Source organism: Methanosarcina siciliae T4/M (assembly GCF_000970085.1).
GTDB classification, from domain to species: domain Archaea; phylum Halobacteriota; class Methanosarcinia; order Methanosarcinales; family Methanosarcinaceae; genus Methanosarcina; species Methanosarcina siciliae.
The window spans coordinates 4075484-4088216 of sequence record NZ_CP009506.1; the positions used below are offsets into that span (position 1 = coordinate 4075484).

A 12733-nucleotide genomic window follows, 5' to 3' on the forward strand; every position below is an offset into this window, starting at 1 on the left:
CAGAAGAAACCATGAATTCGAAAAAACTCATACTCTACTCGTCAGTTTTTGCGATCCAGGGACTTACAAATGCAATAATTCCTGTCCTCCCCGAACTTGCGGGAGAGGGCAATGCTAGCCCAGCCATCTCAAGCCTGCTTTATTCCGGATATTTTATAGGGGCTTTTCTCACACTCTTACCATTCGGAATCCTTGCCGACAGGATAGGAAACCTGAAGGTAGCAGGCCTGGGAATCACACTTACCGTTATTTCAGGGCTTTTTATTTCATTTTTTGACAACCTGTGGATTCTAGGCATCTCAAGATTCGTAGAAGGGCTGGGCTGCGGAGCTTTTTTCCCTGCGGCTTTTTCCATGATTGTGGAATGGGAAGACAGCCAGCGCAGTATGGGAGAATTTAATTTCCTGTTAAACGCCGGACTTGCTGCAGGAGTTTTTTTCTCAGGAATACTTGCGGAAATGGGAATCAAAACCGCAATAAACATTTTCACCATCCTTGCAGGCTTTTCCCTTGCCCTGCTTCTTCCGGAAGCCCGGAAACTCGTATATTCAGACAGTTCCGGCAGGAAAAAGAAAAAAACCGGCACCTCAAACCATAAAGAGTTCACAGGAAAGCTTCCTGAAACCTCGATGACCCCGGAGCCTGCCGGCTATATGGAAAAATTCGGGCAGGTTTTTTCTGAAAGCGGGCTCTGGAAGATATGGGGGATTTCCGTTCTCCTCTACGGAGCAACAGGGATCTTGACTGCAAATTATGCGGACTACAGTGCGGACTTCTTGACAAAACCGGAGCTGGGGCTTGCAATTGCAGCCTCATATGTAGCTGCAATGCTGAGTTCTCTGGCTGCAGGGAGAACAGGTGCTGATTATAAGAAGATAGTGAGGACAGGTCTGATCCTTGCGGCTGCAGGCGTTCTGCTCTCAGTAAAAGCCCCTCTGATGGCTTTCTTCCTTATTGGTGCAGGGGGAGGAGCGGCGATTATAGGACTTGTTACTGCCACATCCAGGATTAGCTCGAGCGGATTTACAATGGGAATATTTAATACGGGAATTTATGCAGGGCTAGGGATAATACCGGTTTTTGGGAGCATATTTATAGAGCCTTTAGGTTATGAAAAAGTGTTTCTCGGAAGCTCGCTGGTGCTGCTTATGATGCTTTTTATAAAATTGGAATAAAACCCACGAATGGATTGCAAAAACCACAAACTCAGGACAAAAGCCGGAAAAAATACAAAACATTCTGCAGAGAACTTGCATATCCCGTATCAGGAAACCTTGAGAATCCACACAAGCTTTAAAAGGCTCAAAAACCCTATCCTATGAATAAGTGTACCTTTTGAAATCAGGTGATTGATTGAAAGTAAAATCGAGAGTTCAGCTGAGGAAAAATGTAAAGAACAAGATGTTAAAAGACCTTGAGTACGCATTAGGGGAGGAAATGGTAGAGCTGGAAAAAAAAACTCTGGAAAAGGTTACTCTGGACGAATTTTCCCTCATTCTCGTGGACGGAAAGCCCCTTCTGTTTGAAATCGAAGGGCATCTATTCCCTACAGTCCGCGGGGCTCTTGAGATGGGGCTGCAGAAGCGTCTTGTTATAGTAGACAAAGGGGCCATCCGATTCGTTTCAAAAGGAGCGGATATTATGGCCCCCGGGATCCTGGAAGCAGATCCTGAAATAAAAGAGGGAGACTTAGTAATTATCGTTGAAGAGACTCACAGGAAAGCTCTTGCAATAGGAAAAGCCCTTATGGAAGGGCAGCAGATGGTTGATGCAGATTCGGGAAAAGCCATAAAGTCAATAACCCATGTCGGTGATAAACTCTGGAATTTTGAGTTTTGAGAAAATTATATTTTGAGTTTTCAGAGAACGCTTAATTTTGAGTTCTGAGAAAGTGCTGAAAAGAGATTCTGCTGGGAAGAAAACGTTTACGTCAACGGAAAAAACTCCTGAACAAAAGCTTGGGACCACTGTGGCTTTATAATAGCAAAATTAATTAATATAGATCCCAATATAGGTCAGTATTATCCAAATATAAAAAAATACAAAAGGCGTGCATAAATGGCAAAACTTATAGACAAGATCCTTGGCGGCAATGTAAAAAGCTCAACCAGTGCCGAAGATTACACTGAAATTGACCTCAGTAAATATGAAGAAGTTCTGGAGGAGGAGCCTGCAGAGACTTACGTAAAAATTGCAGAAGTCTCAAGCATTAACCAGGTATCCGCACTCAAGCAGGAGATTTACAACGGAAACATCCTTATGGTCGACATCTCAAACATCAGAGGCGACGACCTGCTAAGGGATAGGGTTTTAAAAGAGCTGAAAGATGTTGTTGTCGATGTCCACGGAGATATTGCCGGTGTCAAAGGGAACACTGTGATTGTAACTCCTACGGGTATTAAAATCGACAGATCAAAGATTATTGGTGGAAAATATTGAATCAGGATTATTTTAAGAGAGAAAACTTTGAGACAAGGATCTCCTGTCCCCTGTGTCAGAGCGACCTTGTAATGAAGTGGCAGAGAGATAACATTCCCTATTTCGGGGAGGTCATGTACATAACTGCAAAATGCCAGTGCAGTTTCCGTTTTGCAGATACAATGATTCTCTCCAGCAAAGAACCCATGCGCTATGAGCTGTCAATCGAGAGCCCGGAAGACCTGGACTCAAGAGTTATCCGCTCAACTTCAGGAACGATCCGCATTCCTGAGATGGGAATTATTATCGAGCCCGGCACGGTTTCTGATTCGTACGTAACGAACATCGAAGGTGTGCTGCAGAGGGTTAAGGAAGTCCTTATAACTGCAAGCAAATGGGTACAGGAAGATGAAGAAAAATTCACCCGCAGCCAGGAACTCCTGTGCATGCTCAATGAAGTAATCGAAAGTAAGAGAATAATTACAGTCATTGTAGAAGATCCCCTCGGAAACAGTGCAATTATTTCGAAAAAGGCTGTTGCTATCAAACTCTCAAAAGAAGAGGCTGAGAAGCTTAACACAGGCATGATAGTTTTCGATGTTGACAAATCCGAACTTGAGCACGACGTTTCGGACAATGTCAAGCCCCTCGGAGGAGATTAATTCTTTTTTCCGATTTTTCTAACAGCCCGACCAGGATTTTGGTGGTAGTGCCCCCATATAGTTATTTACTTTTATTTCAATAAAGGCAATCACGTCAAGGGCTGAGCAGGCTTTACCCACACACATAAAGCAGCAGGGATGGCGCAAAAAGTCCATATTATCTCATAATACGCAGCACTATCCATAATGCGGAACAACGTTCCGTTTAAGGCACAAACAATACAATATCGGGACAATGATGCGTTATTTTCTGACTGATGCGTTTAATAATATGAATTATCACAAAATTAACTGAAATCACAATAATACGGTGAAGGTATGGCAGAAAGCGAAAAAGAAGCAGCACTCCCTCCAAAAGAGGAATTCAGCGATTGGTATAACGAACTCCTGTGGATGGCAGAAATAATGGACGTCCGCTACCCTGTAAAGGGGCTTTATGTCTGGTACCCTTTCGGTTTTGCCATCAGGAGAAGTACTTACAATATAATAAGGGAAATTCTCGACAACAGTGGGCACCAGGAGACTCTCTTCCCTCTGCTTATCCCCGAAAACGAGTTTATGAAAGAAGCCGAGCACATCAAAGGCTTTGAAGATGAGGTATACTGGGTCACTCATGGGGGAAAAGACCCTCTTGACATCCCTCTGGCTCTCCGCCCCACAAGTGAGACTGCCATTTATCCGATGTACAAGATGTGGGTCAGGTCTCATGCGGATTTCCCTATAAAGCTTTACCAGATAGTCAATACTTTCCGCTATGAGACAAAGCATACCCGCCCACTGATAAGGCTCAGGGAGATCACTTCCTTTAAAGAAGCCCATACCGTACACGCCACATGGGAAGATGCGGAAGCCCAGGTACAGGAAGCTGTTGAACTTTACACCGAGATCTACCGCAGGCTGGCAGTTCCGGTACTCCGCTCACGAAGACCGGACTGGGACAAATTCCCGGGCGCTGATTACACCGATGCCATTGATGCCATGATGCCTGACGGGAAAACCCTTCAGATAGGAACGGCCCACCACCTTGGCGACAACTTCGCAAAGACCTTCGATATCAAGTACGAAGCCCCTGACGGCGAACAGCGCTATGCTTACCAGACATGTTACGGAATTTCTGAGCGGTCTATTGCAGCCACAATCTCCATCCACGGAGATGACAAAGGACTTGTCCTGCCTCCTGAAATTGCGCCTGTTCAGGTGGTCATTATCCCGATTATTTTCAAGAAAGGAGCAGAAGAGGTGCTTGCAGCCTGCAGGGATGTTCAGGAGCGCCTGAAAGAAGCTGGGGTTAAGGTTGAAATCGATGAAAGCGACCTGCGCCCCGGTGCAAAGTACTACAGATGGGAGATGAAAGGCGTACCTCTTAGGCTTGAAATAGGGCCAAGAGACCTGGGAAACAATGTTGCGATTGCGGTTCGGAGAGACACCGGGAAAAAGGAACAGATTTCCCTTCCGGAGATAGAGGCTGGAGTACTTCAGAAATTTGAGGCAATCCAGAATAACCTTTATGAAAAAGCCAGAGACGAACTCGAAAGCCGCATCTTTGATTGCACCGAACTTGAAGAAGTAAAGGAAAAGATCCAGAAAGGAGTTGCAACAATCCCCTGGTGCGGTAAAAAAGAGTGCGGACTTGCAATGGAAGACCGGATTGGAGCAGGTATCCTGGGAATTCCCCTGACCCCAAGAGGAAAAGGAAAAGAGAAATGCCCTATCTGTGGAGCAGAAACCGAAACCCGCGTTTACATTGCAAGAACATACTGAGCCCTGTAAACTCTCTTTCATAAAATTTCGGCAGGAAAATATGGGGAAGAGGCATCCCATATTCCTGGCTTTTTTCTTATCCCACTTCCCATAAAAAAGACCACAAAGATAGACTTACTGACCTCGAAATTAGGATAAAATAAAGTAAAGTTAATTTGAGTACAATCAAATTATAATTGATTGCAGATAAATATTAAATACTAAGTAAAAGAACTCTTCACCGGACTTTGAGTAGATTTACACCAATTCACCCTCGTACCTTATACGAAAATGACGAATTTATGCAAAATCCAATCCCGGAAGAATGAGTTTGAGAATTGTTTAAGTTTGAAAATTATCTAAATTTGAGAATTATCTACAAGACTTATTTATTCTGCATACTTATCTACGATTCATAGAGGAGATATAATATGGCCTGGATCGACCCGGAAGTAACGAAAAAGCCTAAAAAACCCATATTTTTATGCGTGCTTTCCAATACCAAAACCGCACACATCCCGAAGCTCTCAGCAGCAGGGAAAACGGCTGAACTTACGGATTATACGCCGGCAGGGGATGCGGAACTTATGGAGACAGGAAACATTATCAGTGTACCAGTTCTTCCCATGACCCCTCCCTATGATACCCCTACCCCTGCAATAATGACCCGTTCGGCGTTGCAACTGACGGAGGTGCCTTATCATTTTATCAACTCCGGCCTGATTGTGACTCCAGATGTCCCCTGCATTGACCTGAAAGCAAAGCCCGGAGAAGACATACGGGAGCCTGTTGCTGTGCGGGATGTGCAGGGCATCTACGAGCGGGCAAAGTTCCTTGCCAAGAGGCTCAGGAACCAGATAGACCATGTAGTTATCGGGGAGAGCATCCCGGGCGGCACAACAACAGCGATGGGAGTTTTAAATGCACTCGGGTATAACGGAAATGTCAGCAGCAGCGCAGATGAAAACCCGCTGGGGCTCAAAAAGCAGGTCGTTGAAGAAGGTATGAAAGCTTCAGGCCTGACCTTTGGCTGCCTCAAAGATGACCCCATGAAAGCCATTGCCTGCATGGGAGACCCCATGATGCCTGCTGTCGTAGGCCTTGTGGCAGGTTTCCAGGACACGGAGATCAATGTTGTCCTTGCCGGCGGAACTCAGATGGCAGCAGTCTATGCCATTATCAAACACCTGAGCTTTAACACCGAAAAGCTCTCAATTGCAACAACCCGCTACGTAGTAGAGGATAAATCTGCACACTTCGTAGAACTCACAAAAACTCTGGAAGTACCGGTAGTCTACGTTGCTGACCCCGGTTTTGGGAAATCATCCCTGAAAGGACTTCACAGGTACGAAACCGGCACGATAAAGGAGGGTGCAGGTGCCGGAGGTGCCATGTATCTTGCAGGCCTTTTCGGATTCACCCAGGATGAATTCCGGTCCGAAGTGGAAAACGTTTGTAAATTGCTTAAAGCCGGGCAGTGAAAAAGGGACCCGCATTTCGGCAAAACTCAATCTTTCTTTTTACCTTTTCTTTCTCTTCATTTTTTGTAGGAGATTTCAACGACTGGCGCAGTGAATTCAAAAACTGGTTTACAATATCCGGTGTATCCCCGAATAAGAGATAAGAAAAAAGAATCATTCTCCTTTGAAATGAAGAATGAAGAGTTTTACATATTAGGAATAGTTACACATACTGAAATAGATGCACATGTTTGAGGATAAAAACATTACAGAGGTAAAAAAATTAAAAATTAAAAATTAAGACCCTTTTAGGGCTCGTTTTCGAAAAACTAAATTTGGGTATTCTAACTTTCCGTGAAAAAAACTTTTTTTAAGATTAGCTCTCCATTATAGCATTCTGAGCATTTACAGAAACTTCCAGCTCTGTTACAGAAGATGCCCTTTGGGCAAATGAATTCTGTGCATTATTTACACTCCCCCCAGAAAGACAGATATCAGAACTCATGCGCCCGCAACTTTTGCAGTAGTAGAAAACATTCGAACCTATTACCTGGCGTTTCAGCCAGGTCTTGCACTCGATGCAAAGCGTAGGGACATCAAAATTTACCATGCGGGACTCCTCAGTCATATATCATGATCGAGTCGAGCCTTGCAGTGCCTGTTATTGTCCAGTACTTACAAATAGGACAGTACTGTCTTCCACCATCTGCACTCATTTTAAGCTTAGCGTTACATTTTGGACATATTTTTAGATGTTTCGTGAATAAGCCCCCTTATTTTCCATTTTTAACCTATGAGGCCAAACAGTCAGAAGCGTGATCGGGACAGAAGAGTGTATTAAATTTCAGAAAGAATCTGATAAGACACCCAACAGTACAACAAGCAACTGAACCTAAACCCCTAATACTAAAATTTTACATAAAGCCGGAAGAGGCTTCTACTGGTTGGAATTCCCCGGAAAGGCCTTTAAGTAAAGAGTTTTAAGCTAAATTGGATTTACACTGCCTAAAACGAATCCTATCCGATTTCGCCACCTAAAGCTGTAAAAAGCTATTCATTATATTACCTGTAATAGGATATAAGGTTTATCTCGCAAATAAGTATATATAAATGAATAGAAAGAAGAAGGAATCCGAGAATATAATATAAAAAGCTACCTAAGAGATATAGAAAAAATAAAATGCGAGTCATATAAATCCGTTAGTTGAATGAATGTCAAATTCAATGATATAAAACAAATATAAAAATTATATGAGCATTGACCTCAACAATATTGAACATTGACCTCAAAGTTATAATCTTAACTCTGCCTATTTATAGGGACTATATCATCTAATTTGCTTATTTTTTCTCATTTTTAATATCAGTAGAACGATTTCAAATCGAAACTTATATATGCCTATATTCCCTACATAATAGGGATTATGGAACCCTGGGCAAGATGCTGGCTTGAAGATCAGCGTAAAGCTGGAGAAAAATGTCTTGAAATCAAAGTTCGAGGCGCTTGTCATTATGTTTATCGCTCTACGAGTAAATATGACAAAAAAATTAAGAAAGGTCGTAAAGTTTCAGTTTACATTGGTAGACTCGACAAAGATTACGGCTTTATACCTAAGGGTGAGAAACCTAAAACTAATGTGATACCTGTGCCTCACTCTGTCACTGACTATGGAAATTCAATGATTTTACATAATATGATGGGAGAGCTCAAACCTTTTCTCATGAAAAATTTTCCGGAATATTGGGAAGAACTCTATGCAATGTCAATTGTTCGTGTAAATGGATATGTCCCCCTCAAACGAATTAAAGATACTTGGGAAGATCTCTATAATCTTGAAGGTATAAAACCAAATCTTAATCCATCCAATCTTTCAAAAGTGTTAAGGGAAGTAGGCTGTGATAGGTTTGGGCAGAATGAGCTATTCAATCATCTCAAAAATGCAGACACTCAACTCGTCTATGACTTAAGTTCCTGTTTCTCTCGATCTATGAATATTCTACAGGCTGAAAAAGGCTACAACAAAGACTGTATTCAAGTTCCCCAAATCAACTTTGCCCTTCTTTGTGGTCTTGATAGTGAAATGCCTACTATGATCAAATCAGTTCCAGGCAGTGTGAAGGACATAAAGACATTATACAAAACAATAGAAGAGTTGGATATCAGCGATAAGATACTTCTTCTTGATCGTGGTTTTTTCTCAGAGAACATCCTTAACTGCTTAGAAGAAAAACATATCAAATTTGTGTTACCAACAAAAAGGAACAGCCACTATTATGACACAAGAATACACCTTAATGAAGAATTCATCTATCATGATAGACTCATCAAATGTGGTAAAAGAAAGTTAGGAAATAGGTTCCTATATTTATATGAAGACCTGGATCTAAGACTTGAAGAACAGAAGACGATCTTCAGAAAGAGAGAGGAAGGGAAGATCAGCGATGAAGAGTACTCTTTAAAACAAAATAGAGCAGGGAAGTTCTTGATTATCTCCAATTACGACATAGGAAAAAAGGAGATGTATGAACTCTACAAAAAAAGAGACTCGATTGAAAAGTTGTTTGATGCATACAAAACAACATTAGACGCTGACAAATTGTATCTTCATGATGATGAGAGCGTTTATGGGCATGTGTTTGTGGCATTTCTTTCATTATATGCGTACTGTAAATTGTTGAAGGCAATTAAAAAAGCAGAGATAAATGACAAGGTCTCACCCATTGATATCCTATTGAAGTTTAGAAAAGTGAAAAGTATAAACTTTGGTGAAAAAAGTATCATTACTGAAGTTCCTAAGAAAGTAAGAGAATTAGATAAAACTCTCAAATTCAACATATTCCCTACAAAAAATGGGAGTTAAGGTTATAAAGCAAAGATAATAAGTTGATGGGAAGTAAATCAGAAGGGAATTAAATAAAATCATTGGTAAAACAACATAGTAATGAACTGACCCTTCCAACTAAAGGTAAATATAGTATAAGTCCTCCCCAGCTACAGTTTGTGAAAGAGAACTCAAGCGAAATATATAAATAAGATTATCGCTTTAGGAGTGTTCGCGACAGGGTGAGCAACAAATAACACACCCGAGCACATGAGCCGCTTTAACTCAGTTGGTAGAGTGTCTGGCTGTTAACCAGAATGTCGTAGGTTCGAGCCCTGCAAGCGGCGTAAAACTTTTGTATATATGATAGCGCTTTTTCTAAAAGATAGAAACACATTCAAAAATTCATTATAAAAGCCTTACTAACATTATTGAAGCGCTATGCAACAGAGAGGGCCCGTAGCTCAGTCAGGTTAGAGCGCTCGGCTCATAACCGAGCGGTCACCGGTTCAAATCCGGTCAGGCCCATAAATCCATAGAGACCCATAAAATATATATGTATAATATATCCAAAAGATCTCGTGTATAAGAAGGTTTTAAGGATAAAAACCAAAATCGAAAGCGTTCCGACCTGAAAGCCGCTTTAACTCAGTTGGTAGAGTGTCTGGCTGTTAACCAGAATGTCGTAGGTTCGAGCCCTGCAAGCGGCGTAATTAAACCTTACTTTTTTAAATTTTGCTTTTTGCTCTGATTTCTTTTGCCACTTGTTTTTGCCACTTGTTTTTACAGGATCCGATTTCATACCCAGAGATTTGTATGCTCGACCCATTTTTAGTGTCTGAAGCCAATAATTTATCCGGTTTTTAAATCTCCGAAATGCTTAATAATTCTGAATAGAATACTTTTTAAACAACCGGTATGGAGAGAAAGCGTCCTGAAGTTTGGAGGAGGTATATCCTGATACAATGCCCTGATACAATGTCATGATACAATATACCAGCAGAGCAACTGAAAAAATTATTAAATATAGTGAGAAGAATAACTAGATAAATCATTTCTATTATTACTACCTACCTTTCAACCAAATCACCTGATAACTTTACTATCCAATTAACTGTTATTCAATCAGACTGAGGTTTATATAAATGGTTTCAATTAGCGAAGAAGGCGTAATCGTACCTTTGGACGTTCCGAAAGCAATGCGTAAGACATACGTGAAAAACTACATGGAAATTACAAAAGGCACCGGAAGGCTCATGCTTTTTGCAGGAGACCAGAAAGTAGAGCACCTGAATGATGACTTTTTTGGAGAAGGAGTCCCTGAAGACGATGCCGATCCTGAACACCTTTTCAGGATTGCAGCCCGGTCCAAAATAGGAGTTTTTGCGACCCAGCTCGGGCTGATTGCCCGCTACGGCATGGAATATAAAGACGTGCCTTATCTCGTGAAGGTGAACTCCAAGACCAATCTCGTTGGCACTTCCCAGGCAGACCCCTTCAGCAACCTCTGGTATGACGTTGACCAGGTAGCCGAGTTTAAGGAAAACAGCGAGCTCAATATCCTTGGAATTGGCTATACAATTTATCTCGGCAGCGAGTTTGAAGCTGAGATGCTTGTACAGGCCGCCCAGGTAGTTTATGATGCCCACCAGCATGGGATGGTCTCAGTACTCTGGATCTACCCCCGCGGAGCTGCCGTAAAAGACGAAAAAGATCCGCACCTGATTGCAGGAGCAACCGGAACAGGAGCCTGCCTCGGGACTGACTTTGTGAAGGTCAATTATCCGAAAAAGGAAGGGGAAGAATCCGCCGAGATTTTCAAGGAAGCTATCAAAGCAGCAGGACGCACAAAAGTCGTTTGCGCAGGCGGCTCAAGCGATGAAGCCGAAGCTTTCCTCGAAAAGCTCCATGACCAGATCCACATCTCCGGGGCCCAGGGAAATGCAACCGGAAGGAACATCCACCAGAAATCCCTGGACGAAGCTGTCCGCATGTGCAATGCAGTCTATGCAATAACCGTAGAAGACGCAAGCGCTGAAGAAGCCCTGAAGATTTACAAGGGAGAGTAAGCAAGCAGCAATAAGCAGCGTAAGTTTGCTAAAAATAACAATCGAAAATAACAGTTCCAAAACGGCAGTGAATATCAACGTGAATATAAACGGCCGTGAAAACATGCAAATCCCCGACCATAAAACAAAGATCGTCTGTACCATAGGCCCTGCTTCCTCGTCCGAGGAGGTTCTGAGGGAACTGGTGCTTGCAGGCATGAACGTGGCAAGAATTAACTTTTCCCATGGAGACTTCGAGAGCCACGGAAAAGTTATCCGGAGAATCCGAAATGTTGCAGAAGAGCTTGACAGGACAATTGCCATCCTTGCCGACCTTCCGGGCCCGAAAATTCGCATAGGCAAGCTCAAAAAAGAGCCGCTTGTGCTCTATAAAGGGAACAGGATAATACTTACAGTAGATGAAACTTCCGGAAGCGAGGACCGCATCCCGGTCAGCTACAAACAGCTCCCTGAGAGCGTGTCTCCGGGAAGCCTTATCTACCTTAGTGACGGATTCATCCAGCTCCTCTGCTTAGAAATATCAGGAAAAGACGTAATCTGCGAAGTTATGGTAGGGGGACAGCTCTACTCTCATAAAGGGCTGAACCTGCCAGGGGCGAAAATTTTCCTGGACCCCGTGACGGAACATGACTTCAAAATCCTTGAGTTTACCCTGAACGAAGATGTTGACGCGATCAGCATCTCTTTTGTGGAAAAAGCCGAAGATATCCGCAAAGTCCGGAATTTTGCTTCGACCATGGGAAAGCCCGTATACGTTGTGTCAAAAATCGAACGGAGCCAGGCAGTCCAGAATATTGAGGAAATTCTTGAAGAAACCGATGCCTTGATGGTTGCCAGAGGAGACCTGGGAGTCGAAATTCCCATCCAGGAAGTGCCTTCGGTCCAGAAAGAACTCATTCGGAGTGCAAAGCTCCTGAGTATCCCCGTAATTACTGCAACCCACATGCTTGCCTCCATGACCGACAATGTAAGGCCTACAAGGGCTGAGGCTACGGATGTTGCCAACGCCATCCTTGACGGGACGGATGCGGTCATGCTCTCGGAAGAAACCGCAGTTGGAAACTATCCTGTAGAAACTGTGGAGATGATGGCAAAGATTGCAAAAACGACAGAAAACTGGCGCTCCCGGACGAAATGGGGACTTGACACAATGCTCAAGGGAATTACGGCACAGGAAATGTCAGTGGACGAGGTAATTGCCCTCCAGGTGAACGAAGCCCTGCAAAAGCTTCCTGTAGCCGCTGTGCTCACCCCAACCCGGAGCGGAGCAACCCCGCGCAGGCTTTCCCGCTTCAAACCTGAACCCTGGATCCTGGCTTTCACCCGCTTCCCGAAAACCCGTAGCTCCCTTGCCCTGTCCTACGGGGTTTATCCGATAATAGTAAAAGAAACCTTTGAAAACTGGGAAACAGAGACCACGGAAAAGGCAAAGAAACTGGGATTTGCAAAAAGCGGAGACTTAGTAGTTTTCACCCAGGGCCCTGCTTCCGGAAAACCCGGAGGCACAAACATGCTCAAAATCCTGACCCTTGACTGATTCTGAAGCTCGGGCCGAATTATTC

The 12733-nt window shown here is 43.2% G+C and carries 10 protein-coding genes and 3 tRNA genes; 12 read left to right on the forward strand and 1 reads right to left on the reverse strand.

What is annotated here, in order from left to right:
- The first annotated feature begins 11 nt into the window (after positions 1-11).
- The 6 genes from MSSIT_RS17045 (at position 12) to cobT (ending at position 6301) form a co-directional block, all read left to right on the forward strand.
- A complete protein-coding gene (locus MSSIT_RS17045) occupies positions 12-1175 on the forward strand; it encodes an MFS transporter (protein ID WP_048173713.1) in 1164 nt (387 codons plus the stop codon).
- A gap of 178 nt (positions 1176-1353) precedes the next feature.
- Positions 1354-1839 carry an RNA-binding protein gene (locus tag MSSIT_RS17050; RefSeq protein ID WP_048173714.1) on the forward strand — a complete coding sequence of 162 codons (486 nt, stop codon included), beginning with the start codon at positions 1354-1356 and terminating at the stop codon, positions 1837-1839.
- 219 nt (positions 1840-2058) lie between these two features.
- Positions 2059-2439: a cell division protein SepF gene (locus MSSIT_RS17055; RefSeq protein ID WP_048173715.1), complete on the forward strand. Its 381-nt coding sequence runs from the start codon at positions 2059-2061 to the stop codon at positions 2437-2439.
- Positions 2436-3080 carry a ZPR1 zinc finger domain-containing protein gene (locus MSSIT_RS17060; protein WP_048173716.1) on the forward strand — a complete coding sequence of 215 codons (645 nt, stop codon included), beginning with the start codon at positions 2436-2438 and terminating at the stop codon, positions 3078-3080. Before MSSIT_RS17055 ends, MSSIT_RS17060 begins: the two co-directional genes overlap by 4 nt.
- 318 nt (positions 3081-3398) lie before the next feature.
- Positions 3399-4841 (forward strand): proline--tRNA ligase, encoded by a 1443-nt coding sequence (gene proS / locus MSSIT_RS17065; protein WP_048173717.1) that lies wholly within the window; start codon positions 3399-3401, stop codon positions 4839-4841.
- A gap of 410 nt (positions 4842-5251) precedes the next feature.
- On the forward strand, positions 5252-6301 hold the full coding sequence (gene cobT, locus MSSIT_RS17070; protein ID WP_048173718.1) for a nicotinate mononucleotide-dependent phosphoribosyltransferase CobT: 1050 nt from the start codon (positions 5252-5254) through the stop codon (positions 6299-6301).
- A gap of 355 nt (positions 6302-6656) precedes the next feature.
- Here cobT and MSSIT_RS17075 read toward each other — a convergent pair whose 3' ends face one another.
- The gene (locus MSSIT_RS17075; RefSeq protein WP_231589951.1) at positions 6657-6890 is read right to left on the reverse strand and encodes a hypothetical protein; all 234 of its coding nucleotides are present in this window, start codon (positions 6888-6890) and stop codon (positions 6657-6659) included.
- Between the two features lie 814 nt (positions 6891-7704).
- Here MSSIT_RS17075 and MSSIT_RS17080 point away from each other — a divergent pair.
- The 6 genes from MSSIT_RS17080 to pyk all read left to right on the forward strand — a co-directional run bounded on the left by MSSIT_RS17080 (position 7705) and on the right by pyk (position 12708).
- Positions 7705-9141, forward strand: a complete 1437-nt coding sequence (locus tag MSSIT_RS17080) for a transposase (RefSeq protein WP_048171832.1) — start codon at positions 7705-7707, stop codon at positions 9139-9141.
- A 235-nt stretch (positions 9142-9376) separates the two neighbouring features.
- Positions 9377-9449: transfer RNA gene (locus MSSIT_RS17085), tRNA-Asn, on the forward strand.
- Between the two features lie 106 nt (positions 9450-9555).
- Positions 9556-9630: transfer RNA gene (locus MSSIT_RS17090), tRNA-Ile, on the forward strand.
- 109 nt (positions 9631-9739) lie between these two features.
- Positions 9740-9812: transfer RNA gene (locus MSSIT_RS17095), tRNA-Asn, on the forward strand.
- A gap of 435 nt (positions 9813-10247) precedes the next feature.
- Complete coding sequence (locus MSSIT_RS17100) at positions 10248-11171, forward strand: beta/alpha barrel domain-containing protein (protein ID WP_048173720.1); 924 nt, start codon at positions 10248-10250, stop codon at positions 11169-11171.
- Positions 11172-11274: 103 nt separating this feature from the next.
- Positions 11275-12708 carry a pyruvate kinase gene (gene pyk / locus MSSIT_RS17105; protein WP_048175018.1) on the forward strand — a complete coding sequence of 478 codons (1434 nt, stop codon included), beginning with the start codon at positions 11275-11277 and terminating at the stop codon, positions 12706-12708.
- The last annotated feature ends 25 nt before the right edge of the window (positions 12709-12733 follow it).